Genomic DNA, 25,494 nt, shown 5'->3' with positions numbered 1-25,494 from the left:
GGTGAGTCGTCGGTGGGTGTTGCACCTCGACATGGACGCGTTCTTCGCGTCGGTCGAGCAGCTCACCCGGCCGACGCTCCGCGGCCGCCCGGTTCTCGTCGGTGGTCTCGGCGGACGCGGTGTCGTCGCCGGGGCCAGCTACGAGGCGAGGGTCTTCGGCGCGCGTTCGGCCATGCCGATGCATCAGGCCCGCAGGCTGGTGGGTCCGGGCGCGGTGGTGCTGCCGCCGCGGGGCCGCCTCTACGGCATGTTGAGCAAGTCCGTGTTCGACGCTCTCCGCGGCCCGATGCCGGTGCTTGAGCAACTGTCGATGGACGAGGCGTTCGGCGAACCGACCGAGCTGGCCGGGGCGGATGCGGCCACGGTGCAACGCTATTGCGAGGGACTGCGCGCCCTCGTGCTCGAGGAGACGGGACTGGTCGCGTCCATCGGCGCCGGGTCGGGCAAGCAGGTGGCCAAGATCGCGTCCGGTCTGGCCAAACCCGACGGGATCACGGTGATCCCGCCGGACGAGCAGCATGCCGTGCTGGACGAGCTTCCGGTGCGGAAACTGTGGGGCATCGGCCCGGTCGCGGAGGAGAAGCTCAAGCGGCTCGGCATCGAGACCATCGGCGGTTTCGCGCGGACCCCGGAATCGGAGGTGGCGTCCATTCTGGGCACCACGGTCGGACCGGGCCTGCACCGGCTGGCGCAGGGCATCGACAATCGGCCGGTCGCCGAACGCGCCGAGTCCAAACAGGTCAGTGCGGAGACGACTTTCGCCACCGACATCGTCACGATGGCCGAGTTGCGGGGTGCCGTCGAGTCGAGCGCGGCGTCCGCGTTCGGGCGCCTGCAGAAGGACGGCCGGGCCGCGCGGACGGTGGTGCTGAAGCTGAAGAAGGCGGACATGAGCATCGTGACGCGCTCGGTCACGCTGCCCTACGCGACCCTCGACCGTCAGATCCTCGTCGCGGCGGCGCAGCGGCAGGTGATCGATCCGCTCGAACTCGGGCCGGTGCGTCTGGTCGGGGTGGGATTCGCCGGACTGTCGACGGTCCGCCAGGGTTCGCTGTTCCCCGAACTGGACCTGGACGTCCCGGGCTATCAGGAGTCGAAGATCACGGAGGCGGGCCCCGACGACGGCCTCTCCGCGCCCACTCCCGCACCCGCCCGGGCGATCGACACGCGGTGGCATCCCGGTCTGGACGTGACGCACCCGGACTTCGGTCACGGCTGGGTGCAGGGGGCCGGCCACGGTGTCGTGACCGTCCGATTCGAAACGCGCACAACGGGTCCGGGGAAGGCGCGGACCTTCAAGGAGGACGACGTGCAACTCGAACGGGCCGATGTGGAAGGCTCGCTCGAGTGACCGGACCCACCGCCCGGACGACGGAGTGGAGACCGGCTCCACGAGAAGGTAGCCTCGGGCGCTGATGCTTACCCTTGGGTAACGTTGGCCCGGGTAGCGATAGATGCTCAGATCGTCCGAGAACGAACACCGAGAATGAAGAGGTTATTGAGTTGAAGCTTCGTAAGATCACGGTTGCCGGAGTAGCAATCGCCGCAGCCCTCACGATGTCCGCGTGTGGCTCCGACGAGAGCGACACGGCGACCAAGACCACGACGACGACTTCCGCAGCTGCCGAGACCTCGGAAGCCATCGAGGTGCCCACCGCGGCCGATCTCAACGCGCTTCTGGTGCAGGGCCTCGATCCGGCCACGCCGCTCGAGGTCAAGTCCGCCATGGTCGAGGGTTCGGAGCAGGATCCGGAGCTCATCAACCAGGTCGCCGCCGCCGCGAAGGCCAACAACGCCGAGGTCACCGTTCTCGACCCGGTCATCGACAATGGTGACGGCACCGCCAGCGGCCAGCTGCAGCTGACCGTCAACGGCCAGGTCCAGCAGGGTGGCGTTCCGGCCATCTTCGTTCCCGGCGAGAACGGAACGTGGAAGCTGTCGAAGATCACCGCATGCCAGATCGTGTCGCTCGCGCAGCTGACCTCGCCTGCATGCCCTGCCTGATTCCAGGCCGAACTGTGCGGTCCTGACGGATCGCCGCGTTCCCGCACCGATGCCGGTGTCCCCTCGGGGACACCGGCATCGGTCGTTCGTGGCCGGTCGGTTCAGCCGGCAGGTGCGGGCGCGAGCTTCGATACGGCGGTGCTCGTCAGGTCGCCGAAGACGCCGGCGTCGATCGGGTCCTGGCCCGTCGCGACCAGTTGGGTGACGGTGCTCCCGACGACGACCACCACCACGTCCGAGACCAGACTGACGCCCTCGCTGGTGGTGACGAGCCGGAACGCCACCGACGCGTCACCGGCGGGCTGCTGCTCGCGGCCGCCGACCCGGTACTGCACCTGCACGCCGTCGGCGTCCGTGCCGGCGTACTCGGTGCATCCAGCCAGCCGGTCCTGCACCACCGCGAAGGCCTGGGATGCGTCGGCGCCGGTGCCGTAGCTCGCCGCGTCCTGGTCGATGGTGGCGAAGTCCGGGCCGGTGAACCAGCCGGACGCCGACGCCACCGCGCCCGCACGCTGATCCGCGACGGGCGACAGCACCGCGCCGCATTCCGCGGGATCCGTGCTCGACTTGTCGGAGTCCGCCGACTCCGACGCCGGAGGCAGCCCCAGATCGTCCTCGGGGTCGGGCACGGGGGTGAATCCGACAGGAAGGTCGCCGACGTCGAGGAGGGCCGCCTTCAGTGCGGCCGGATCGGCGAACGGTGTGCCCGCCGCGTCCGGTGCTGCGGTCACCACCGGTCCGAGCGGCACAAGTGAGGCGGTGCCGCCGGCGTCGCCGGACGCGTTCGACGAGCACGCCGACAGCGCGAGCACGGCGAACAGGGAGCACGAGGCGGCGACGGGTCCGCGGCGCATCAGGAACCCCACCGGACCGAGTTCGACGTGGTCTGGTGCAGGCGGGTGGCGCCGTCGGGGTCGCTGTACTCCTGGTCGCCGCCCACGGTCACCGTCCCGGCGACGGGCAGCGGCAGGCCGAGGTCGACGGTCATGGTGCCCGAACCGTGCATCACGTACTGGTCGACGTTCAGCGTGCCTGCCTCCCCGGGCAGCTCCCAGACGGGGGACTTCGGCTTCTGGTCGATCGTGTAGTCGACGGTGAGGCGGTTGCCGTCCCGGGCGGTCAGGGTGGCCACGGTGGTCTGGTCGAGGGCGATGCCGCTCATCACCTGCTGACGGATCGTCCACTGGGCGCCCACTCCGACGGGCTCCGCCGGAAACGGGACCGTGCGATACACGGCCTGGTAGAACGCCTGCTCGATCGCGGAGCGCGCGATGTCCTGGGCTTCGGCGTCCGGACGCAGTCGCAGCGCGGTGATCGCACCGGTGGGGTCGACCGTGAAGCCGGCGCCCGAACCGGCGCTGGCTTCGAGCGCGCTGCCGAGGCGGTCGTCGGGGCTGGTGACGTCACCGAGCGTGAGGTCGACGGTGGTGCCGCCATCCGTGTCGTCGGTGGCCTGCCCGACGGCGGCGGTGAGGGGGAGTGTGATCTCGGGTGAGGAGAAGTCCTGGGCGGGCTGGTCGTCGATCTGCTGGAACACCTGCGCGCCGGTGGTCAACTGCACCTGCTGCGTGACCCCCGCCGGCGGTCTGCGTTGGATCACCTCGCGCGGCTCCTCGCCGGGCTGGATCAGTTCGACGGTGGTGGCGGAGATCGGGACGGTCACTTCGGCGGGAGTGGACGTGGACCCTGCGGGGTTCGACTCCGAGGAGTCGCCGTCACCTCCGCACCCGGCGGTCAGAGCGACCAGGGAGAGGGTTGCGGCGAGTAGGCAGAATCCGGGTCGCAGAGCTTTCGAGAACAGTGGCACGCCCCCAGGTTAGTGCGCGCGGGAGCGCGTGAACGGAGGCTTGCCTCCGTAGTGGATGATGAACGGGTGAGTCAAGACCCCACGGCAGAGAACGAGACCGACGCAGAAGACCGAAACGACGGTGACACGTCCGGCACCGCAGCGCCCCGGCCGGTGAAGCATCAGCGCAGGCTGCTGCTGTTCGTGATCGCCGGTGCCGTCCTGGCCGCGGACCTGTTGACGAAGATCCTCGCCGTCGCCAACATCGAGCCCGGCCGGCCGGTCTGGCTGATCGGGGACATCGTCTCGCTGCGGCTCGTGCGCAACCCGGGTGCGGCGTTCTCCATGGCCACCGGCATGACGTGGCTGCTCACGCTCGTCGCCGTGGGTGTGGTGATCGGCGTCGTCCGTATCGGCCGCACGCTGCGGTCGCCGTGGTGGGCGCTCGGTCTGGGGCTGGTACTCGGAGGCGCCCTCGGCAACCTCGTCGACCGGTTCTTCCGGGCGCCGGGAGTGATGCAGGGTCACGTCGTCGATTTCGTGTCCGTCGGCTGGTGGCCGGTGTTCAACGTGGCGGATTCCGGCATCGTGTGCGGTGCGATCCTGCTCGTCGTGCTCACACTGATAGGGCTGGAACCGGACGGAACACGTAAGGGGGTAGAGAAGTGAGGGAGACACGGTCGATGCCGGTCCCGGACGGGCTCGAAGCGATGAGGGTCGACGCCGGCCTCGCTCGACTGCTCGGTCTGTCGCGCACCGCGGTGGCTCAGCTCACCGAAGAGGGTTCGGTGCTCGTCGACGGCGCACCCGTCGGCAAGTCCGATCGTCTGTCCGCAGGCACCTGGCTCGAGGTGGAACTGCCGGAACCGCCGCGGCCGCTGACCATCGAGGCGGAACCCGTCGAGGGCATGGAAATCTTGTACGCCGACGACGACGTGGTCGCCGTCGACAAACCGGTGGGTGTGGCCGCCCACGCCAGCGTGGGCTGGACCGGTCCGACGGTGATCGGAGGTCTCGCCGCCGCGGGCTTCCGGATCTCGACGTCCGGTGCGCACGAACGCCAGGGCATTGTGCACCGGCTGGACGTCGGCACGTCCGGGGTGATGGTGGTGGCCACGTCGGAACGCGCCTACACCCTCCTCAAGCGCGCATTCAAGCAGCGGACCATCGACAAGCGGTACCACGCGCTGGTGCAGGGTCACCCGGATCCGAGCAGCGGAACCATCGACGCGCCGATCGGCAGGCACCGCAGCAACGACTGGAAGTTCGCCGTCACCGCGGACGGCAAGCCCAGCATCACCCACTACGACACGGTCGAGGCGTTCCAGGCGGCGAGCCTGCTGGACATCCACCTCGAGACGGGCCGGACCCATCAGATCCGCGTCCATTTCGCCGCACTGCGGCACCCGTGCTGCGGCGACCTCACATACGGGGCCGATCCGCGGCTGGCGGAACGTCTCGGGCTGGAGCGGCAGTGGCTGCACGCCCGGTCGCTCGGTTTCGCGCATCCCGCGGACGGGCGGTGGGTCGAGATCACGTCCAAGTACCCGAAGGATCTCGAGGACGCTCTCGGGGTTCTGCGGGCGAGCTGAGGTGAGGCGCCCGTACCCGAGCGGTACCGCGGTGCCGGCAGTGCTCACCGCCGTCGCCCTGATCGCGGTGACGGTCGTGCTCGGAGTACTGCACCCTGTCCGCCGGGCGCCCGTGTCGACGGACACGCTGGGCCCGGACAACGGGGAAGTGGTGGCCGACTACCTGGCCCGGGCGGACCGGTCGCTCGACGCGCCGGACGCGCGCCGCGAGCACTGGGCGCTGGTCTCGTTCACGCGTCCGGTGACGACGGAGGTCGTCCGGGACGCCGCGTCCGGCACCCGGGTGTCGCAGGTTCTCTTCCGTGTGCCCCTGGACCGGGTGCAGACCCCCCTCGTTCCCGTGTCCGTCGCGGCAGGCGATGCGGCGCTCGCACGGGCGAGCGTCCTGGCCGCCGGACGCGCCCAGGCGATGACGGGCGAAACGGAGCGGCAGGCGCAGATCGCGGCGGTGTCGTCGGAGGAACTCGCCGGGAACTGCGCGTGCGTGATCGGTGTCGTCGTCCGCGGTGATCACGAAGCCCTCACCGCGCTGCGGTCCGCCCCGGACGTCCGGGCGGTCGAGGCACTCGGAGCCGACGCCGTCGCCGGGCGGTTCGCCGTGCGCCCGCTGCTGCCGGAGCAGGTCGAGATCGTCGCGCCCGGCCCCGACGACGGCATCGTCCCGGGGAGCGGTTCGTGAAGGCGAGGAAGGCGGAAACCGTGGGCGCCGCCTGCGGAGTCGGCGCCTACGTGCTGTGGGGCGCGTTCCCGGCGTTCTTCGGATTGCTCGGCCCGGCCGGGTCGGTGGAGATCCTCGCGCACCGGGTGGTGTGGACGCTCGCGCTCATGTTCGTCGTCCTCGCGGTCTCGGGCCGGCTCCGGTCGCTGCGCGGGCTGAGTGTGCGCACCTGGCTCCTGGTCTCGGCCGCGTCGACGGCCATCGCGGTGAACTGGGGCACCTACATCTACGGGGTCACCTCGGACCGGGTGGTCGAGACCGCGCTCGGCTACTTCATCAACCCGTTGGTGAGCGTGCTACTCGGGGTCGTGATCTTCCGGGAACGGCTCGTCCCCGCCCAGATCGTCGCGCTCGCGCTCGCCGCAACCGCGGTGATCGTGATCACCGTCGACTACGGGCATCCGCCGTACATCGCGCTGACCCTGGCCGCGTCGTTCGCCCTGTACGGGCTGTGCAAGAAGGTGATGCCGCTCGACCCGCGGACGAGCCTGACCGCCGAGGGAATCGTGGCCGCGCCCGTCGCGATCGGTTACCTCGTGTTCCTCGCCCTCACCGGGGCAGGCACGTTCCTCGGGTTCGGGATCGGTCACACCCTGCTGCTGCTGGCCGCGGGACCGGTGACCGCGCTGCCGCTGTTGCTGTTCGGCGCGGCCGCGCAACGGGTGCCGTTGCGCACACTCGGCATGCTGCAGTACCTGACGCCTGCGCTGCAGATGGCGTGGGGCGTCGCCGTTCTCCACGAGGACATGCCCGCGTCGCGGTGGATCGGTTTCGCGCTGATCTGGGTGGCACTCGCGATCTTCAGTACCGATGCGCTGGTACGGGTCCGGCGCGAGCGGCGAAATACCGAACCGTCCCAGGCGCCCGTCCAGTAACTCGCGTCACGACTTCTCCGACATCCGCCGTCGGCGACCGGTGCTGTCGGTCCGAGGGCCTACACTCGTGAGGCTCCCAGACCTTCAGAGAGGCGCACGTGGCTGACTCGTTCGTACATCTGCACAATCACACCGAGTACTCGATGCTCGACGGTGCGGCCAAGGTCGGCCCCCTGTTCGAAGAGGCCGAGCGACTGGGGATGTCGGCGGTCGGCATGACCGACCACGGCAACATGTACGGCGCCAGCGAGTTCTACAACGTGGCGAAGAAGCAGGGCATCACGCCGATCATCGGCATCGAGGCGTACATCGCGCCCGAGTCCCGCTTCAACACCAAGCGCGTGCTGTGGGGCGACCGCAGCCAGAAGTCCGACGACGTCTCCGGTAGCGGCGCGTACACCCACATGACGATGGTCGCGGAGAACGCGACCGGTCTGCGGAACCTGTTCAAGCTGTCCTCGCTCGCGTCGATCGAGGGCCAGCTCGGCAAGTGGGCGCGGATGGACGAAGAGCTCATCGCCACCCACCACGAGGGCATCATCGCGACCACGGGCTGCCCGTCCGGTGAGATCCAGACCCGGCTGCGACTCGGCCACGACCGCGAGGCGCTCGAGGCCGCCGCCAAGTGGCAGGAGATCTGGGGCAAGGACAATTTCTTCCTCGAGCTGATGGACCACGGACTGTCGATCGAGCGACGAGTGCGTGAGGGCCTGCTCGAGATCAGCAAGAAGCTCGAGATTCCGCCGCTCGCCACCAACGACTGCCACTACGTCACCAAGGAAGCCGCGGAGAACCACGAGGCGCTCCTCTGCATCCAGACCGGTAAGACGTTGTCCGACCCCACCCGGTTCAAGTTCGACGGCGACGGCTACTACCTGAAGCCGGCCGCGGAGATGCGCGCGCTGTGGGACGACCAAGTGCCCGGCGCGTGCGACAACACACTGCTGATCGCCGAGCGGGTCCAGTCGTACGACGACGTGTGGGCGCACCACGACCGGATGCCGATCTTCCCGGTCCCCGAGGGCGAGACGCAGGGCACCTGGCTGCGCAAGGAGGTCATGCGCGGACTGGACCGCCGGTTCCCCGACGGACCGCCCGAGGAGTACCTCGCCCGCGCCGACTACGAGATCGGCGTCATCCTCGAAATGGGTTTCCCCGCCTACTTCCTCGTCGTCGGCGACCTCATCAACCACGCGCGGGAGGTCGGCATCCGCGTCGGCCCCGGCCGAGGCTCGGCGGCCGGTTCGCTCGTCGCCTACGCGATGGGCATCACCAACATCGACCCCATCCCGCACGGCCTGCTGTTCGAGCGGTTTTTGAACCCCGAACGCGTCTCCATGCCCGATATCGATATCGACTTCGACGATCGCCGTCGCGGCGAGATGGTGCGCTACGCGACGGACAAGTGGGGCAGCGACCGCGTCGCCCAGGTCATCACGTTCGGCACCATCAAGACGAAGGCGGCCATCAAGGACTCCGCCCGAGTCCAGTTCGGCCAGCCCGGTTTCGCGATCGCCGACCAGATCACGAAGGCGCTGCCGCCGCCGATCATGGCCAAGGACATCTCGGTGTCCGGCATCACCGACCCGAACCACGAGCGCTACAAGGAAGCGGTGGAGGTTCGCGCCCTCATCGACTCCAACCCGGACGTCGCGAAGATCTACCAGACGGCCAAGGGGCTCGAGGGCCTGATCCGTAACGCCGGCGTTCACGCCTGCGCGGTGATCATGTCGTCCGAACCGCTGATGGACGCGATTCCCGTGTGGAAGCGCGCCCAGGACGGTGCCATCATCACCGGCTGGGACTACCCGTCGTGCGAGGCCATCGGCCTGCTGAAGATGGACTTCCTCGGACTGCGGAACCTCACCGTCATCGGTGACGCCATCGACAACATCAAGGCGAACCGGGGGATCGACCTCGATCTCGACACCCTCGCGCTCGACGACCCGGCCACGTACGAACTGCTCTCCCGCGGAGACACTCTCGGCGTGTTCCAGCTCGACGGGAGCGCGATGCGCGACCTGCTGCGCCGCATGCAGCCCACCGGCTTCGAAGACATCGTCGCGGTGCTCGCTCTGTACCGGCCCGGTCCGATGGGCATGAACGCGCACAACGACTACGCCGACCGCAAGAACGGGCGGCAAGAGGTCAAACCCATCCACCCGGAGCTCGAGGAGCCCCTGAAGGAGATCCTGGCCGACACGTACGGCCTGATCGTCTACCAGGAGCAGATCATGCAGATCGCTCAGAAGGTGGCCGGGTATTCGCTCGGACAGGCCGACATTCTCCGCCGAGCCATGGGTAAGAAGAAGCTCTCGGTGCTGGAGGAGGCGTATGCCGGCTTCCGCGAGGGCATGCTCGCCAACGAATTCTCCGAGCCCGCCATCAAGGCGCTGTGGGACACCATCCTCCCGTTCGCCGGGTACGCGTTCAACAAGTCGCACGCGGCCGGGTACGGCCTGGTGTCGTTCTGGACCGGGTACCTCAAGGCCAACTATCCGGCCGAGTACATGGCCGGTCTGCTCACCTCGGTCGGTGACGACAAGGACAAGGCCGCCATCTACCTCGCGGACTGCCGCAAGATGGGGATCACCGTGCTGCCGCCGGACGTCAACGAATCCGAGGTCAACTTCGCCTCCGTCGGTGAGGACATCCGGTTCGGCATGGGCGCCGTCCGCAACGTCGGCGCCAACGTCGTGGGCTCGATCATCAAGGCGCGCAAGGAGAAGTCCAAGTTCGTCGACTTCTCCGACTACCTCAACAAGATCGACGCCGCCGCCTGCTCCAAGAAGGTCACCGAATCGCTGATCAAGGCAGGCGGATTCGACTCGCTGGGCCATCCGCGCAAGGGACTCATGCTCGTCCACGCCGACGCCATCGACGCGGTGATGGGCACCAAGAAGGCGGAGGCGATCGGACAGTTCGACCTCTTCGGCGGCGACGACGCCGACGAGTCGATCTCCTCGGTGTTCAACGTGAAGATCCCCGAGGAAGAGTGGGACTCGAAGCACCGGTTGGCGCTGGAACGGGAAATGCTGGGCCTGTACGTGTCCGGGCACCCGCTCAACGGCGTCGAACACGTGCTGTCGGCGCAGTCCGACACCGCGATCCCGACCATTCTCGAAGGCGACATCAAGGACGGCACCCAGGTCACCGTCGGCGGCATCCTCGCGTCGGTGAATCGGAGGATCAACAAGAACGGTCTCACCTGGGCGTCCGCGCAGCTCGAGGATCTGACCGGTGGTATCGAGGTGCTGTTCTTCCCGCAGGCCTACTCGGTCTACGGGATGGATGTCACGGAGGACTCCGTTGTGCTCGTCAAGGCGCGCGTGTCGATCCGTGACGATCGGATCTCACTCATCGCCAACGACCTTGCGGTGCCGGATCTCTCGGCAGTGGGGGTCGCGAAGCCACTGGCGGTCAGTCTGCCGCTGCGTCAGTGCACCAAGGACAAGATCGGCGCGTTGCGTCAGGTGCTCACACGCCATCCGGGCACGTCGGACGTGCACGTGCGGTTGATCGGCGGCACCGAGATCACGTTGTGGAAGGTGGACGACGTGCTCCGGGTGGAACCGTCGTCGGCGTTGATGGGTGATCTCAAGGCGTTGCTCGGACCGAGCTGCCTGTCCGTGTGACGGCTAGGGGCGCGGCGGGAAGAGGCGCCGCGCCCACCACACCACGACGGCCACCGCGGCGGCGGTGAGTACGGCCGCCTGCAGCGTCTGAGTGACGACGAGGATCGTGACGAAGACCAGCAGCGCGACGGCCAGTGCTTCCAGCTTGTAGAGGGGCCACTCGGCGCCGGCGAGATCGACGGTGCGCGCGGGGTCGCTGCGGCGAACCTCGCGGCGCAGCCATGCGTCGTGTGTCGTCATCGCAGGTCACCTCACTGACGGGGACCGGGGGAGTGGACGTCCCCCGCGTGGGATCAGGGTACTCGGAACCCGGAGTTCGGCGCAACGAACAAACGGATGCGGTTCTTCGCATGTGCGCTCGTTCGGTGGAATCGGTGGCGCGTTGTCGCGGATCAGGTGTTGACTGGACGCATGCCACTCACAGGTGAATACGAGCCCAGTCCGTCCAAGTGGGCAGCAGATCAGGCCGAGTTGATGGAATCCACCGATGGAGCCGAGGGCACGACGCTGGGCGGCAGGCCCGTCGTCCTGCTGACCACGCGCGGCGCGAAATCCGGCAAACTCCGCAAGACGCCGTTGATGCGTGTCGAACACGACGGGACGTACGCGATCGTCGCCTCGCTCGGCGGCGCACCCAAGAACCCGGTCTGGTACTACAACGTGAAGGCCGAGCCGCACGTCGAACTCCGCGACGGCTCGACCACACAGGACATGGTGGCCCGTGAGGTGACGGGCGAGGAGAAGACCGCTTGGTGGGACCGCGCCGTCGCCGCGTTCCCGGACTACGCCGAGTATCAGAAGAATACCGATCGGGAGATCCCGGTGTTCGTGCTCGAACCCGCCTGACGCCCGCACTGCCGCTGTCCTTCGCCGTTCGACCGTCCCCCGACCGGAGGCCCGATGAGAGCGAAAACCGTTGCCGATCAGCTGGTACGTCAATTACAGGACGCCGGCGTCCAGCGGATCTACGGAATCGTGGGCGACAGTCTCAATCCCGTCGTCGACGCGGTCCGGCGGTCGGGTGGCGCGGCGAAGGGTGGAATCGACTGGATCCACGTGCGTCACGAGGAGGCCGCCGCGTTCGCCGCGGCAGCGGAGGCGCAGGTCACCGGCAAACTGGCGGTGTGCGCCGGCTCGTGCGGTCCGGGAAATCTGCACCTGATCAACGGTCTCTACGACGCGGACCGCTCGGGGGCGCCCGTACTTGCGATCGCGGCGCAGATCCCGAGCGAGCAGATCGGTCTCGGCTTCTTCCAGGAGACCCACCCGGACCGCCTGTTCGTCGAGTGCTCCCGGTACGCGGAGCTGATCGGCAGTCCCGTCCAGGCGCCGCGCGTGACGGCGTCCGCCATCGCGCACGCGACCGCGCTGTCCGGTGTCGCGGTGATCACCCTTCCGGGCGACATCGCGGACCGCCCCGCCGAGGGGAAGGCGCCGTCGGTGCCGCACACCGGCGTACCGGCGATCGTGCCCGACCAGGCCGACGTGCAGGCGCTCGCCGACGCCGTGAACGGGGCGGGAAAGGTCGCGATCTTCGCCGGCGAGGGCGTGCGGGAGGCTCGCGAGGAGCTGCTGAGCCTGGCCGACGCGATCGGTGCGCCGATCGGCCACACGCTCCGCGGGAAGGAATGGATTCAGTACGACAACCCCTTCGACGTCGGTATGACGGGACTGCTGGGATACGGGGCGGCCCACGACGGCATGCACGGCGCCGACCTCCTGCTGCTCGTCGGAACCGACTTCCCGTACAACCAGTTCCTGCCCGACGGAGTCCGCACCGCGCAGATCGACTGGGCCGCACAGCGAATCGGCCGGAGAACGAACGTCGACCTGGCCGTGCACGGCGACGTGGCGAGCACGCTGCGTGCCCTAGCCCCGTTGATCCGGCGGAAGGACGATCGCCGATTCCTCGACGACATGCTCGAGAAGCACCGGACGCTGATGAACAAGGTGGTCGGTGCGTACACGAAACCCGCGAAGCAGCGCATCCCGATCCACCCGGAATATGCGGCGTCGATCCTCGACGACCTCGCCGCCGAGGACGCGATCTTCACCACCGACACGGGAATGTCGAACGTCTGGACGGCGCGCTACCTGACGCCGAACGGGTCGCGGCGTTTCCTGTCCTCGGCCCTGCACGGATCGATGGCGAACGCCCTGCCGCACGCGATCGGCGCCCAGGTGTGCGCGCCGGGCAGGCAGGTGGTCTCCGTGTCGGGCGACGGCGGGCTGTCGATGCTGCTGGGAGAACTGGTGACGGTCGCGATGTACCGGCTCCCGGTCAAGATCGTGGTGTTCAACAATTCCACTCTGGGCATGGTCAAGCTGGAAATGCTGGTGGACGGGCTGCCGGATTTCGGGGTGGACGTCGCGCCCGTCGACTACTCGGCGGTGGCGTCGGCACTGGGCATCTTCGCCCGCCGGATCGAGGATCCGGCCGACATCGAATCGGGTCTGCGGCAGGCGTTCGATCACGACGGACCGGCGCTCGTCGATCTGGTCACCGACCCGCTGGCGTTGTCGCTGCCGCCGACCATCACGGGCGGGCAGGTCACCGGTTTCGCGTTGGCGCTGTCGAAGATGGTGATGAACGGCGGTGTCGGCGAGGCCGTGAAGATGGCGAAGTCGAATGTCCGCAACGTGCCGCGACCGTCCCAGTTCGATCCGCGCGGCTGAACCCGACTGGTATCCCATGGCTGGAGAGTGGGAACATATCCGGGTGTCCACATCGCCCGATACCGCAGCCCAGAACATCACCTCGCCCCTGACAGTGGGCGACATCGACGCTGCCATCGAGCGAATTTCCCACGTGATCGACGCGACCCCGCTGCAGCGGAGCGAGCGCCTGTCGTCGCTGACCGGCGCGAACGTCTACCTCAAGCGCGAAGACCTGCAGGTCGTCCGCTCCTACAAGCTGCGCGGCGCCTACAACCTCATGGCCCAGCTCGATGCCGGCGAGCGTGCGGCCGGAGTGGTGACGGCCAGCGCGGGCAACCATGCGCAGGGCGTCGCTTTCGCCTGCCGGACAATGGAAATCACGGGCCGCATCTACGTTCCGTCGAACACCCCCAAGCAGAAGCGTGACCGCATCCGCGCGCACGGCGGCGAGTTCGTCGAGCTGATCCTGACGGGGGAGACGTACGACGCCGCTGCCGCTGCGGCCGCGGCCGATGTGCGGCGGACGGGCGCGACTATGGTGGCGCCGTTCGACGACGCCCGTACCGCGGCCGGACAGGGCACCATCGCCGCCGAGATCCTCGCGCAGCTCGGTGCGGCCCCCGATTCCGTGCTGGTCCCGGTCGGTGGCGGCGGATGCATCGCCGGCATCGCCACGTATCTGCGTGCGCACGCACCCAATGCGGCCATCGTGGGGGTGGAGCCGACGGGGGCGGCGTCGATGACGGCGGCCCTGGTGGCCGGTGGTCCCGTGACGTTGACGGAGATCGACCCGTTCGTCGACGGCGCGTCGGTGAAGCGGGTCGGCGACCTTCCCTACGCCGTGGTGTCCGCCCTCGGCGCCGAGGTCGCGACGCACACGTCGCTGGGCCAGTCCGACCGGTCGACCACGATCCGGCTCGATCCCGAGAGCTTCGTGATGGCCAACCTCGACGAAGGTGCGTTGTGCACCACGATGCTCGAGCTGTATCAGAACGAGGGCATCATCGCGGAGCCCGCGGGCGCCCTGTCGGTGGCTGCCCTCGGCAACATCACGTTCGAGCCGGGTTCCACGGTGGTGTGCCTGATCTCCGGGGGCAACAACGACGTCTCGCGGTACGGCGAGATCCTGGAACGCTCGCTGGTGAATCTCGGCCTGAAGCACTATTTCCTCGTCGATTTCCCGCAGGAGCCGGGCGCGCTGCGCCGCTTCCTGGACGAGGTGCTCGGGCCCGAGGACGACATCACCTTGTTCGAGTACGTGAAGCGCAACAACCGGGAGACCGGTGCCGCCCTGGTGGGTATCGAGCTGGGGAAGGCCGAGGGGCTCGGCGACCTGCTCGAGCGGATGGAGCAGTCCCGGATGCAGGTGGAACGCCTGGAGCCGGGGAGCCCCGCGTACCGCTACCTCACCTGAGCCGCTACTTCTGCAGCAGCCGCGCGACCACCTTGTTGTACAGCTCGGGCTCGGGCATGGGGAGCCCGAGCAGTGCGGACAGGTAGATCCCGTCGCCGACGAGCCGCACGATCTCGGCCTGCACGGGGTCGTCGATCTCGCTCTGGAGACCTTCGTCCCAGCCGCGCATCACCTCGGTGACGGCTTTCTGGATCTCGTCGTGCTGACCGTCGACGCTCCGTAGCGCGGCGATGGTCGAACGATAGAGGGCGAGTTCCTCGGTGGTGCTCGCGTCGGGAACCTGCAGATACCACTCGGACAGCGAGGTGCCGCCGGAGACGGCGTCGGCGAGCTGGGCGTCCGCCCGTTCGCCGAGCCGGCGCACCATGGCGGCGAGCAGCGCTTCCTTGCTGGGGAAGTGGTAGAGCAGTCCGCCTTTGGACACCCCGGCCTCCGTAGCGACCGCTTCGAGGGTCACCTGGGCTATCCCCACGTCGAGCAGCAGCTTCTCGAGGGCGTCGAGTATTCGATCGCGCGTACCGGCAGCCATGAAGAGGGACTGTACCCGGGAAATAACTTTACCGTCCGGACGGTTCACGGTAATGTAACGGAACTGTACCGGCTGGACGGTTCATCACCGTGTCAGTCTCTCGAATCGGAAAGTCGCAGGAAGATAAATGTCTGTCTCCACGGATCGCGGGATCAACGACGCCTACGGCGCGCCAGGTCAGTCCTCCGCATCACGCCGAGACTGGCTCGGATTGGTCGTCCTGGCCTTCGCCGTCCTCCTGATCGCCGTCGACGGCACCGTGCTCGACCTCGCACTGCCGTTCATCAGCGCCGACCTCGAACCCAGCAGCACGCAGCTGCTGTGGATCATCGACGTCTACTCGTTCGTCCTCGCCGGCCTGCTCATCACGATGGGCACGCTCGGCGACCGGATCGGGCGGCGTCGCCTGCTGCTCCTCGGCGCCGCCGGATTCGGCATCGCCTCGCTGATCGCGGCGTGGTCGCCGACACCCGAGATGCTGATCGCGGCCCGCGTTCTGCAGGGAATCTCGGGTGCGACGCTGATGCCCGCGACACTCGGTCTGATCCGCACGATCTTCGTCGACCCGCGCCAGCGGACCCTCGCCATCGGCGTGTGGGGTGCGATGGCCGGTGGCGGCACCGCGGCGGGCCCGCTGATCGGCGGCTGGCTTCTCGAGCACTTCTGGTGGGGCTCGGTGTTCCTGATCAACATCCCCGTGATGCTGGTTCTGATCGCCGTGGGACCGCTCGTGATCCCCGAGTCGAAGGACCCCGCCCCGGGACGCTTCGACCTGCTCAGCGCGGCGCTGTCGATGACGACGATGCTGCCGTTGGTGTACGCGGTCAAGGAGACCGTGGTGCACGGTGTCGACCCGGTGCTCCTCGTCGTCGGACTCGTCGGCGTCGTGTCCGGTGTGGTGTTCGTACGCAGGCAGAAGGCGATGAAGGACCCGATGATCGACATCGGCCTGTTCGCCAAGCCGGCGTTCTCGACCGCCGTCCTCACCAATCTGCTGTCCATCTTCGCGCTGGCCGGTGTGCTGTTCTTCGGCTCGCAGTACCTGCAGTTGGTGCTGGGCAACAGCGCATTCGAATCCGGTGTGCTGATGTTGCCCGGCATGCTGATGAGCGCGATTACCGCACTCGCGGCGGCCTGGATGGTGCGCCGGTGGGCCACCTCGCGCGTGCTCGGCGGCGGTCTCGCGATCGCGGCTGTGGGTGCGGCACTGATGCTCACGCTCGGTGTGGACGGCGCCCCGACGATGTTCGTGATCGGCTTCGGCCTCGCAGGCGCCGGTGTCGGTATCGCACTGACCCTGACGTCCGACCTCGTGGTCAGCGCCGTCGAGCCCGAACGGGCCGGCGCCGCCTCCGCGGTGTCCGAGACCGCATACGAACTCGGCATCGCACTCGGCGTCGCGGTGCTCGGCAGCGTCGTCATGGCGATCTTCCGGAACGGCCTCGACACGTCGATGCTGCCGCCGGAACAGGTCGAGCCCGCCCAGGGCACGCTCGGCGCCGCCGTCGCGGAGGCCCAGCACCTGCCCGAGGCGGCCCGGTCGGTGTTCCTGGAGTCCGCGCAGTCGGCGTTCGTCGACGGCATGCACGTCGCCGCCGGCGCGACGGCCGTGATCCTGTTCGCGACCGCCATCCTCGTCCTGCGGATGCTGCGCGACCGTCAGGGTGAGCTGTCGAGCACCACGAACGAGTGACCCGGTAGCACCGTCGCCGACGCAGTCTCGTCCTGAGTCGGCGGCTCCCACCACAGCACGGGGGAGCCGCCGACCGGGACGCTCACCGGTTCGGCGCCCAAGTTGCACGCGAGACGAAGCGCACCGCGGTGCACCACGATCCACTGCTCCGCCTCGTCGTAGTCGACGGACAGGTTCTCGAGCCACGGATCCGTCAGCTCGGCGCGGTCCCGACGGAGGTGCAGCAACGAGCGATAGCAGTCGAGCAGCCGGGCATGCGGTTCGCGGACCAGTTCGTCCCAGTCGAGCTTCGACCGCTCGAACGTCTCCGGGTCCTGCGGGTCGGGAACATCGTCCGTGCTCCAGCCGTGCTCGGCGAACTCGGCCTTACGCCCCTCCGCCGTCGCCCGCGCGAGTTCCGGTTCGGGGTGGGAGGTGAAGAACTGGAACGGGGTGCTCGCCCCCCACTCCTCACCCATGAACAGCATCGGCGTGAACGGCGAGCACAGCACGAGCGCGGCCTTCACGGCGAGCTGCCCGGAATCGAGATACGTGCCGGGACGGTCGCCGACCGCCCGGTTGCCGATCTGATCGTGCGTGCACGTGTACGTGACCAGCGAACTGGCCGGGGTCCGGCGGGTGTCCAGCGGCCTGCCGTGGGTGCGACCGCGGAACGTCGAGAACGTGCCCGCGTGGAACCACCCCTGGCGCAGGGTGTCGGCGAGGCAGGCCATCGAACCGAAATCTCCGTAGTAGCCCTGTCTCTCGCCCGAGACGGCGGCGTGGATGGCGTGATGCACGTCGTCGTCCCACTGGGCGTCGAGGCCGCAGCCGCCTGCCGACCGCGACGTGATCAGGCGCGGATCGTTGAGGTCGCTCTCGGCGATGAGCGTCAGCGGCCGCCTCAGGTGCGCGGACAGCCTGCGGGTCTCGATGGCCAGGTCCTCGAGAAGGTGGGTGGCGGTGTGGTCGACGAGCGCGTGGACCGCGTCGAGGCGCAGCGCGTCGATGTGGAACTCGCGGAACCACCGCAGCGCGTTGTCGATGATGTAGCGGCGGACCTCGCCGCTGTCCGGTCCGTCCAGATTGATGCTCCGGCCCCACGTGTTGGCGCCCTGCGCCAGGTACGGCCCGTACCGGTCCAGGTAGTTTCCCGACGGTCCGAGGTGGTTGTACACGGCGTCGAGGACCACGCCGAGACCGCGGGCGTGGCACGCGTCGACGAGGGTCTGCAGCCCGTCCGGTCCGCCGTAACCCTCGTGCACCGTGTACCAGAGAACCCCGTCGTATCCCCAGTTGTGGGTCCCGTTGAACCCGTTGACGGGCATCAGTTCCACGAAATCGACGCCGAGGGCGACGAGATGGTCGAGCTTGGCGACGGCAGCCGCGAACGTGCCCTCCGGGGTGAACGTGCCGACGTGCAATTCGTAGACGACGGAGCCGGCGAGCTGCCGCCCGGTCCACCGCGAGTCGGTCCAGAGGCTCTCGTCGAGCGTGTGGAGCTGCGACGGACTGTGGACTCCGTCGGGCTGGCGCGGTGACCGGGGATCGGGAAGCGGGGTGTCGCTGTCGTCGAGGACGAACGCGTACCGGGAATCCGGCGACGCGTCGACGTCGGCTCGCCACCATCCGTCCGGTGACGGGGTCATGTCGTGGCGTCGGCCGTCGACCTCCACAGAAACGGATTCCGGAATCGGGGCCCATACCTCGAATGTGTGCACCCGATCAGCATGCCTCGACGCGGCGGGCCGCGCAGGACAGTCAGCTTTCGGGCGTGCCGGAGTCCTCGACCTCCTCGATGATCTCGGCGCCGAGAACGGACAACCGGTGTTCCTCGGCGTCCTGCACGGTGCCGAAGTCCTGCTCCTCGAGTACGTTACGGTCCTTGTCGAGGTATCGATACGTAGCCATGTCCCCACGATGGCACACGCCGGCAGAGATGGCGGCGAGTCGGCCCTTTCGCCCCGGTTCCGGAAGTAGCAAGCTGGGAGTACGGACTCGAACGTCGCGAGGAGCAGACATGCACGTAGCAGTGGGAGACCGGTTGCACGTTCAGGGCAGGGTGGTCGGAGTGCACGAGACGACCGCCGAGGTCGTGGAGGTACACGGAGAGAACGGCGCACCGCCCTATCTCGTCCGGTACGACGACGGCCACGAGGCGCTCGTGTTTCCCGGATCCGATGCCTGGGTGGAACACCCGAAGTCGTAGGTATCGGGCGTTTCGCCTGGTCGATGCGCGGCGAATCGCTGTGCCACATTGGTTGCACGATTGATGTATCGAATGCGTCTATCGTGAGCCCATGCCCGAAACGGCCAAGAGGCCCTACAGTTCGCCGCTGCGAGCGGAATCGGCGCGCCGGACCCGTCTCCTCGTCCGGGACGCCGCGGCCCCGGCTGTTCATCGACCGCGGATACGTCAGCACGACGGTGCGGAACGTGGCCGAGGCCGCCGGGGTGTCGACCCGCACGGTGTTCACCGCGTTCCCCGGTGGCAAGGCGGAACTGTTCCACGAGGTACTTCACGCCGCCATCGAGGGTGATACCGCCGCGGCCCACACGCCCGTGCCCCGGGACGGCGACCCCGTCGAACGGATCCTCGACCAGATGGTGGGATTCAGCACCGACGTCCTGGAGCGGGCCGGGACCCTGATGACGACGTCGATCGAATCCTCGGGAGCGGACGACGACATGCGGCGGTTCGCCGACGAGGGGGCGCGGGCCTCGGCCGAGAATGCGATGACGCTCGCCGAGGGACTCGCCGCGCACGAACTGCTGCGTCCCGAGATCTCCGTCCAGCGGGCCGCCGACGTGCTGTTCACGGTCGTGTCGCCGCAGGTGTACTCGATGCTGCGCCGGCAGTGCGGGTGGGACGTCGACGAGTACCGGAACTGGGTGAAAGCGACGATCCGGGCGAGTCTGCTCCACTGATGGGGCGCGCCTACGGCAGCAGGATGAATTTGCCCGCCGCGTGCGGCTTCCGAAGATCGGCGTGCGCGCGCGCCGCCTCGGACAGCGCGTACGTGCGCGCGACGCGCACCCGCACGTCGCCGTTGCCCGCGAGGTCGACGAGGAAGACGCGGGCCCGCTTACGCGGTTCCATCCCGTCCGGCCCCCGCGCGCCGACGATCCGGAAGCCCGCTTCGGCAGGCCAGGGCCCGGGGACGGTCGTCACCAACCGCGACCGGTCCCGCACCAGTTCCACGGAGACGTCGATCGACTCGTCACTGCCCGCGGTGTGGATGACGGCGTCCACTCCGTCGGGCGCCAGGACGCGGACCCGATCGCCCAGACCGGCGCCGTAGGACACGGGGGCGGCGCCGAGCGACCGGACGTAGTCGTGGTGCTCGGGGCGCGCCGTGCCGATGATCGTGGCGCCGCGGGCACGCGCCAACTGCACGACGAACGACCCCACGCCACCGGCCGCTCCGTGCACGAGCAGCAGGTCGCCGGCGCCGACGTGCGCCGTGTCGAGGGTGTCGACCGCGGTGGCACCCACCGCGAGAAGTCCGGCAGCCTCGTTCCACGGCAACGACGCCGGTTTCGGGATCACCGAATCACCGGACACGACAAGTCGATCCGCGTACGACTCGGACACCGGATACACGATCACCTCGTCGCCCACCGAGATCGGGCCCACCGGTCCCGCCGCGGCGTCACCCACCTCGGCGACGACGCCCGCGGCCTCGCTGCCCAGCCGCAAGGGCAGGGCGTCCGGGTCGGCGCCGAACGCGCCGCTGTAGAGCTTGTAGTCGATCGGGTTGACCCCGATGGCGCGAACCTCGATCACCACCTCGCCGGGGGCGGGATTCACTGCCTCGGCGTCGACGAGCGCGAGGACCTCCGGCCCTCCGTACGCCCGGGCAACCACACGGCGCGACATACAAGAGCCAGTACCCCTGTGAGTACTTGTTAACCGCGGGCGGTTAACAAGTACTCACAGGGCCAGAAGCGCAACGGGATAGCGGGAGAACAGTGTCGACGTGTCGACTCGGCCGCCGGTGTACGTCGCGGACGTGAGCAGGTCGGTCCAGGAGCCGTCCGGGAGGGAAACGGTGGTGTCGCCCCAGCCGCGTTGCTCCAGGCCGACGGTGTGCCGGGTGGCCAGCGCCACGACGTCCGCGGACGACCCCTGGGGGCCGCGGGCGAAACCGATCAGATGCTGCGCCGCGGTCCCCGACGCGAAGACCGGCGCATAGGTCCCGCCGACGAAGCTGTCCGGACGTTCCCGGCGCAGGCGCAGAGCCGTGCGGACGACGTGCATCTTCGCCGCGCCCGTCGCATCGAGCGGAGGAGTGCCGAGTCCCGCGAGCACGCTCCGTCGCACGTCGTAGTCGACGGGACGGCGATTGTCCGGGTCGACGAGCGAGTCCTCCCACAGCTCGGTTCCCTGGTACACGTCCGGGATCCCCGGTCCGCACAGCTGCAGGAGCTTCTGGCCGAGCGAGTCCGACCAGGCGTGCGGGGCCAGCTGGGTGCACAGTGAACCGAGCGCCTTCCCGACCGTGCCGTCGATCACCGTGTCCAGCCAGCGGTGGAGGTCGCTCTCGAAGTCCTCGTTCACGTCGTGCCACGACGTCCGGGTTCCGGCCTCACGGACCGCTTTCTCCGCGTAGGCGTGGACGCGGTCGCGGAAGTCGGGCACGTCGCCCGCAGCGCGGCCGTCGACCGGCCACACCCCGAACAGGTTCTGCCACAGGAACAGTCCGGTGACGGGATCCGGGCTGGGTGCGATGCGTTCCCACTGATCGACGCATTCGGCCCACAGGTCCGGCACCTGCGACAGGATGCCGATCCGGGCCCGGACGTCCTCCCCGCGCTTGGTGTCGTGCGTCGAGAGCGTCGTCATCGCCCGCGGCCACCGGGTGGCTCGCTCGGCTGCGGCCAGGTGGAATTCGGCGGGGGAGACGCCGACGTTCGCCGGATTGCCACCCACCTCCTGCAGTGACACCAGCCGGGCGGTGCGGTAGAACAGGCAGTCCTCCACGGACTTCGCCATCACCGCACCGCACACCTGCTGGAATCGGGTGGCCGCCTCACCGCCGGCGATCAGGGCGGCGGCGAGGGCGGACAGCGCGTCGGACCGTTGCGGTTCACGCCGCAGGACGTCACCGATCACGCGCTTCGCCAGCCCGGCCAGCGGACTGTAGTCGGACCGGTACACGGGCATGGCCGCGACGACGTCCGTGACGGCGTCACGCAGGTCCGCATCGCCGCAGTCGGTGCCGGTCTCCGCGCGGATCGCACGGACGAGGCGCCGGACCTCGGGGTCGAGGATGGTTCCGGCGACGTCACGTTTGATCGCGGTTTCGTGCTCGTGAATCCACGTCGCGTCACCCCGGTCACCCGTGCGGGACGCCGACAGGGCAGTGAGCGCGGGAGCTCCTGACGTGTCGACGAAGATGCCGCCGAGTTCGGCCAGTGCGTCGTAGCCGGTGGTGCCCGCGATCGGAAGGTGGTCGTCCAGTGGTTCGGTGTGGCCGAGGATCTTCTCGATCACGAGCCACCGGTCCGCGCCGATCAGCCCGCGCAGCCGGTCGAGATACTCGGCCGGATCGGACAACCCGTCGGGATGGTCGATGCGCACTCCGTCGATCAACTCGTCCGCCACCCAGTTCCGCAGTTCGCGGTGCGCGGCCTCGAACACGCGCGGGTCTTCCTGGCGGATACCGGCCAGTTCACTGACCGCGAAGAATCGGCGGTACCCGATGAGCCCGGAGTCCCACGGGACCAGGCGGTAGGACTGCGCGTCGTGCACCGACGCCGGTTCGGCCGCGTCGGTGCCGGGGGCGATCGGGAACCGGTGCTCGTAGAACGCGAGCAGGGGCTCGGGTCCCGAGCGGTCGACGGTGAGGGACTCGAGATCGGCGTCCGATCCGAGGACGGGCAGCGCGAGTCGCCCGCCCGCGCCGTTGTCGTCGCTCCAGTCGATGTCGAAGAAGTCGGCGAACTCGGAGCGGCGACCGTGCGTGAGGACGTCCCACCACCACGCGTTCTCACGCGGATTCGCGACACCCACATGGTTGGGGACGAGGTCGACGACGATGCCCATGCCGCGGCCCCGCAACTCCTGGGCCAGCGCGGCCAGCGCCTCCCGCCCGCCGAGCGCCGGGGACACGCGGGTCACGTCGGTGACGTCGTAACCGTGGGTCGATCCGGTCGTGGCCGTCAGGATCGGCGACAGATAGACGTGGGAGATCCCGAGGTCGTCCAGGTAGTCGGCGACGGCGGCGGCGTCCGCCAGGGTGAAGCAGTCCCCGCGCAGTTGCAGTCGGTACGTGGCCGTGATCGACATCGTCGTCCCCGGCTCAGGCGGTCCGGCGCAGCACGACCAGCGACCGGGCCTCGACCTGCAGCGAATTCCCGGCCTTGATCACCGCTTCCTTCGCCCCCGTCGGGACGGCGGTGTCGAGCACGACCGCCCATTCGTCGGCGTAGTCGGAGTTCGGCGTGGAGAACTCGATCTCTTCGTCGTGCGCGTTGAAACACAGCAGGAACGAGTCGCCGACCACGCGCTCGCCGCGGTGGTTGGGTTCGGGAATGCCCTCGCCGTTGAGGAATACCGCCAGCGACTTCCCGAAACCGCTGTCCCAGTCCTCTGGGGTCATCTCCTCACCGGCTGGGGTGAGCCACGCGATGTCGCGGGTCTGGTCACCGCTGCGGATGGGTGTGCCCTCGAAGAACCGGCGACGACGGAACACCGGATTCTTCATGCGCAGTGCGATCACCCGTTTGGTGAACTCGACCAGGTCGGCGTTGGAGTCCGCCAGCGACCAGTCCATCCACGACAGTTCCGAGTCCTGGCAGTACACGTTGTTGTTGCCCCGCTGGGTGCGGCCCATCTCGTCGCCGTGCGCCAGCATCGGCGTCCCCTGGCTCAGCAGCAGGGTGGCCAGGATGTTGCGGCTCTGCCGCCCGCGCAGATCGAGGATCTCCGGATCGTCCGTCGGTCCCTCGACGCCGCAGTTCCAGGACCGGTTGTGGCTCTCGCCGTCGTTGTTGCCCTCGCCGTTGGCCTCGTTGTGCTTCTCGTTGTACGACACCAGGTCGCGCAGGGTGAACCCGTCGTGGGCGATGACGAAGTTGATGCTCGCGCCGGGGCGGCGCCCGGTCGCCTCGTAGAGGTCGGACGAGCCGGTGAGCCGGGACGCGAATTCGCCGAGCGTCGCGGGTTCGCCGCGCCAGTAGTCGCGGACCGTGTCCCGGTACTTGCCGTTCCACTCCGTCCACAGGCCCGGGAAGTTGCCCACCTGGTACCCGCCCTCGCCGATGTCCCACGGTTCGGCGATGAGCTTGACCTGGCTGACGATCGGATCCTGCTGGACGAGGTCGAAGAACGCGGAGAGCCGGTCGACGTCGTGCAGTTCACGGGCGAGCGTGGACGCGAGGTCGAACCGGAATCCGTCGACGTGCATCTCGGTGACCCAGTACCGCAGCGAGTCCATGATCAGTTGCAGCGTGTGCGGGTGCCGGGCGTTGAGACTGTTCCCGGTGCCCGTGTAGTCCATGTAGTGCTCGGCGTCGCCGTCGACGAGCCGGTAGTAGGCGGCGTTGTCGATGCCGCGGAACGAGATGGTCGGACCGAGGTGGTTGCCCTCGGCGGTGTGGTTGTAGACGACGTCGAGGATGACCTCGATGCCCGCCTCGTGGAACGAGCGGACCATCGCCTTGAACTCCGACACCGCGGCGCCCGGCTTCTCCGCCGACGAATACCCGGTGTGCGGGGCGAGGAAGCCGAAGGTGTTGTAGCCCCAGTAGTTCCGCAGCCCCTTGTCGAGCAGCGTCTGATCGTGCATGAACTGGTGCACCGGCATCAGTTCGATCGCGGTGACACCGAGGTCGACGAGGTGGTCGATGATCACCGGATGCGCGAGGCCCGCATACGTGCCGCGAAGCTCTTCCGGCACACCGGGATGCGTCGCCGTCATGCCCTTGACGTGGGCCTCGTAGATCACGGTGTCGTGGTACGGGTGTTTCGGTGCGCGGTCGGCAGCCCAGTCGAAGAACGGGTTGATCACCACCGTCGTCATCGTGTGGCCGAGCGAGTCGTGTCCGGGCAGTCCCGGCGTCGAGATGTCCTCGGGCTCCGCTGCGAGCTCGGCGGCGTCCTCGGCCTCGATGTCGTCGTCCGAGTCGACGGCCTCGACGGCATCCTCCGATTCCTCCGGGGCGGGCTCGGCGGGCGCGTCGATGTCGTAGGAGAACAGGGACCGGTCTCCGTCGAACTCGCCGTCGAATGCCTTGCCGTAGGGGTCGAGGAGGAGCTTGCTGGGGTCGCAGCGGTGCCCGGCCGCGGGATCCCAGGGACCGTGGATCCGGTACCCGTACCGCTGACCGGGAACGACGGTCGGCAGGTACGCGTGCCACACGTAGCCGTCGACCTCGTCGAGGCGTACGCGCGTCTCCGTGCCGTCCTTCGCGATCAGGCACAGGTCGACCGCCTCGGCGACCTCGGAGAACAAGGAGAAGTTCGTCCCGGCCCCGTCGTAGGTGGCGCCCAGGGGGTAGGCGCTGCCGGGCCACACGGGAATGGGCGTGGTGCCGGTCGACTCGCTTGCTTCCATACCGAGAACACTAGCCCGCGTTCGCGTCGCTCTCAGCTCGACGAGAGCGG

Annotated in this window: 21 protein-coding genes and 1 pseudogene; 13 read left to right on the top strand and 9 right to left on the bottom strand. The window is 68.5% G+C overall.

Annotation, left to right across the window (positions count from 1 at the left end; translation table 11 throughout):
* Positions 1-16: 16 nt before the first annotated feature.
* Entirely contained in the window at positions 17-1,351 is a 1,335-nt protein-coding gene (locus G9373_RS15020; protein WP_005574452.1) for a DNA polymerase IV, read from the top strand.
* A gap of 152 nt (positions 1,352-1,503) precedes the next feature.
* Positions 1,504-2,004, top strand: coding sequence for a hypothetical protein (locus tag G9373_RS15015; RefSeq protein WP_005247603.1), 501 nt, complete (start codon positions 1,504-1,506; stop codon positions 2,002-2,004).
* 101 nt (positions 2,005-2,105) lie between these two features.
* On the opposite strand, the gene G9373_RS15010 is transcribed toward G9373_RS15015, so the two are convergent.
* Positions 2,106-2,858 carry a sensor domain-containing protein gene (locus G9373_RS15010; RefSeq protein WP_043793866.1) on the bottom strand — a complete coding sequence of 251 codons (753 nt, stop codon included), beginning with the start codon at positions 2,856-2,858 and terminating at the stop codon, positions 2,106-2,108.
* On the bottom strand, positions 2,858-3,811 hold the full coding sequence (locus G9373_RS15005; protein ID WP_005260231.1) for a hypothetical protein: 954 nt from the start codon (positions 3,809-3,811) through the stop codon (positions 2,858-2,860). The genes G9373_RS15010 and G9373_RS15005 overlap by 1 nt, the downstream gene beginning before the upstream one ends.
* A gap of 51 nt (positions 3,812-3,862) precedes the next feature.
* Between G9373_RS15005 and lspA the strand changes: the two genes are divergently transcribed.
* From lspA to dnaE, 5 genes are all read left to right on the top strand, one after another.
* Positions 3,863-4,459, top strand: coding sequence for a signal peptidase II (lspA, locus tag G9373_RS15000; protein WP_169694893.1), 597 nt, complete (start codon positions 3,863-3,865; stop codon positions 4,457-4,459).
* Positions 4,456-5,382, top strand: coding sequence for an RluA family pseudouridine synthase (locus G9373_RS14995; protein ID WP_005260233.1), 927 nt, complete (start codon positions 4,456-4,458; stop codon positions 5,380-5,382). Before lspA ends, G9373_RS14995 begins: the two co-directional genes overlap by 4 nt.
* A gap of 1 nt (position 5,383) precedes the next feature.
* Positions 5,384-6,061 (top strand): hypothetical protein, encoded by a 678-nt coding sequence (locus G9373_RS14990; protein WP_167115615.1) that lies wholly within the window; start codon positions 5,384-5,386, stop codon positions 6,059-6,061.
* Positions 6,058-6,975, top strand: a complete 918-nt coding sequence (gene rarD, locus G9373_RS14985; protein WP_005574447.1) for an EamA family transporter RarD — start codon at positions 6,058-6,060, stop codon at positions 6,973-6,975. Before G9373_RS14990 ends, rarD begins: the two co-directional genes overlap by 4 nt.
* Positions 6,976-7,073: 98 nt before the next feature.
* Positions 7,074-10,610, top strand: coding sequence for a DNA polymerase III subunit alpha (gene dnaE, locus G9373_RS14980; protein ID WP_167115612.1), 3,537 nt, complete (start codon positions 7,074-7,076; stop codon positions 10,608-10,610).
* A 3-nt stretch (positions 10,611-10,613) separates the two neighbouring features.
* Here dnaE and G9373_RS14975 read toward each other — a convergent pair whose 3' ends face one another.
* The gene (locus G9373_RS14975) at positions 10,614-10,850 is read right to left on the bottom strand and encodes a hypothetical protein (RefSeq protein ID WP_167115610.1); all 237 of its coding nucleotides are present in this window, start codon (positions 10,848-10,850) and stop codon (positions 10,614-10,616) included.
* 171 nt (positions 10,851-11,021) lie between these two features.
* Between G9373_RS14975 and G9373_RS14970 the strand changes: the two genes are divergently transcribed.
* From G9373_RS14970 to ilvA, 3 genes are read left to right on the top strand one after another with little or no spacing between them, the layout of a single operon-like run.
* The gene (locus tag G9373_RS14970) at positions 11,022-11,456 is read left to right on the top strand and encodes a nitroreductase family deazaflavin-dependent oxidoreductase (RefSeq protein ID WP_005260240.1); all 435 of its coding nucleotides are present in this window, start codon (positions 11,022-11,024) and stop codon (positions 11,454-11,456) included.
* Positions 11,457-11,510: 54 nt separating this feature from the next.
* Positions 11,511-13,286 (top strand): pyruvate dehydrogenase, encoded by a 1,776-nt coding sequence (locus G9373_RS14965; RefSeq protein ID WP_167115607.1) that lies wholly within the window; start codon positions 11,511-11,513, stop codon positions 13,284-13,286.
* Positions 13,287-13,329: 43 nt separating this feature from the next.
* Positions 13,330-14,682, top strand: a complete 1,353-nt coding sequence (ilvA, locus tag G9373_RS14960; RefSeq protein ID WP_039951284.1) for a threonine ammonia-lyase IlvA — start codon at positions 13,330-13,332, stop codon at positions 14,680-14,682.
* A gap of 4 nt (positions 14,683-14,686) precedes the next feature.
* On the opposite strand, the gene G9373_RS14955 is transcribed toward ilvA, so the two are convergent.
* The gene (locus tag G9373_RS14955; RefSeq protein WP_005260248.1) at positions 14,687-15,211 is read right to left on the bottom strand and encodes a TetR/AcrR family transcriptional regulator; all 525 of its coding nucleotides are present in this window, start codon (positions 15,209-15,211) and stop codon (positions 14,687-14,689) included.
* A gap of 127 nt (positions 15,212-15,338) precedes the next feature.
* Between G9373_RS14955 and G9373_RS14950 the strand changes: the two genes are divergently transcribed.
* The gene (locus G9373_RS14950; protein WP_054248509.1) at positions 15,339-16,904 is read left to right on the top strand and encodes an MFS transporter; all 1,566 of its coding nucleotides are present in this window, start codon (positions 15,339-15,341) and stop codon (positions 16,902-16,904) included.
* Here G9373_RS14950 and treZ read toward each other — a convergent pair.
* Positions 16,871-18,604 (bottom strand): malto-oligosyltrehalose trehalohydrolase, encoded by a 1,734-nt coding sequence (gene treZ, locus G9373_RS14945; RefSeq protein ID WP_005563003.1) that lies wholly within the window; start codon positions 18,602-18,604, stop codon positions 16,871-16,873. The genes G9373_RS14950 and treZ overlap by 34 nt on opposite strands.
* A gap of 40 nt (positions 18,605-18,644) precedes the next feature.
* On the bottom strand, positions 18,645-18,794 hold the full coding sequence (locus G9373_RS14940) for a hypothetical protein (protein WP_005260252.1): 150 nt from the start codon (positions 18,792-18,794) through the stop codon (positions 18,645-18,647).
* 109 nt (positions 18,795-18,903) lie between these two features.
* Between G9373_RS14940 and G9373_RS14935 the strand changes: the two genes are divergently transcribed.
* Positions 18,904-19,092 carry a DUF1918 domain-containing protein gene (locus G9373_RS14935; RefSeq protein WP_005563004.1) on the top strand — a complete coding sequence of 63 codons (189 nt, stop codon included), beginning with the start codon at positions 18,904-18,906 and terminating at the stop codon, positions 19,090-19,092.
* Positions 19,093-19,183: 91 nt separating this feature from the next.
* Positions 19,184-19,811, top strand: a pseudogene (locus tag G9373_RS14930) (helix-turn-helix domain-containing protein).
* Between the two features lie 10 nt (positions 19,812-19,821).
* On the opposite strand, the gene G9373_RS14925 reads toward G9373_RS14930, so the two are convergent.
* From G9373_RS14925 to glgX, 3 genes are read right to left on the bottom strand one after another with little or no spacing between them, the layout of a single operon-like run.
* Positions 19,822-20,763: an NADP-dependent oxidoreductase gene (locus G9373_RS14925; protein WP_133984429.1), complete on the bottom strand. Its 942-nt coding sequence runs from the start codon at positions 20,761-20,763 to the stop codon at positions 19,822-19,824.
* Positions 20,764-20,817: 54 nt separating this feature from the next.
* Positions 20,818-23,175, bottom strand: coding sequence for a malto-oligosyltrehalose synthase (gene treY / locus G9373_RS14920; protein WP_167115605.1), 2,358 nt, complete (start codon positions 23,173-23,175; stop codon positions 20,818-20,820).
* Between the two features lie 13 nt (positions 23,176-23,188).
* The gene (gene glgX / locus G9373_RS14915; protein WP_005563008.1) at positions 23,189-25,444 is read right to left on the bottom strand and encodes a glycogen debranching protein GlgX; all 2,256 of its coding nucleotides are present in this window, start codon (positions 25,442-25,444) and stop codon (positions 23,189-23,191) included.
* Positions 25,445-25,494 lie beyond the last annotated feature (50 nt).

It is taken from the genome of Rhodococcus sp. A14 (assembly GCF_011603105.1).
Taxonomy (GTDB): Bacteria; Actinomycetota; Actinomycetes; order Mycobacteriales; family Mycobacteriaceae; genus Rhodococcus_F; species Rhodococcus_F opacus.
This window is presented reverse-complemented; position numbering and strand designations above follow the sequence as displayed.

Coding starts and splice junctions, on each gene's coding strand:
- G9373_RS14935 (WP_005563004.1), top strand. CDS start 18,904: ATGCACGTAGCAGTGGGAGACCGGTTGCACGTTCAGGGCAGGGTGGTC.
- glgX (WP_005563008.1), bottom strand. CDS start 25,444: ATGGAAGCAAGCGAGTCGACCGGCACCACGCCCATTCCCGTGTGGCCC.
- G9373_RS14940 (WP_005260252.1), bottom strand. CDS start 18,794: ATGGCTACGTATCGATACCTCGACAAGGACCGTAACGTACTCGAGGAG.
- treY (WP_167115605.1), bottom strand. CDS start 23,175: ATGTCGATCACGGCCACGTACCGACTGCAACTGCGCGGGGACTGCTTC.
- G9373_RS14950 (WP_054248509.1), top strand. CDS start 15,339: ATGTCTGTCTCCACGGATCGCGGGATCAACGACGCCTACGGCGCGCCA.
- G9373_RS14970 (WP_005260240.1), top strand. CDS start 11,022: ATGCCACTCACAGGTGAATACGAGCCCAGTCCGTCCAAGTGGGCAGCA.
- G9373_RS14975 (WP_167115610.1), bottom strand. CDS start 10,850: ATGACGACACACGACGCATGGCTGCGCCGCGAGGTTCGCCGCAGCGAC.
- G9373_RS15010 (WP_043793866.1), bottom strand. CDS start 2,858: ATGCGCCGCGGACCCGTCGCCGCCTCGTGCTCCCTGTTCGCCGTGCTC.
- G9373_RS14925 (WP_133984429.1), bottom strand. CDS start 20,763: ATGTCGCGCCGTGTGGTTGCCCGGGCGTACGGAGGGCCGGAGGTCCTC.
- G9373_RS14965 (WP_167115607.1), top strand. CDS start 11,511: ATGAGAGCGAAAACCGTTGCCGATCAGCTGGTACGTCAATTACAGGAC.
- G9373_RS14955 (WP_005260248.1), bottom strand. CDS start 15,211: ATGGCTGCCGGTACGCGCGATCGAATACTCGACGCCCTCGAGAAGCTG.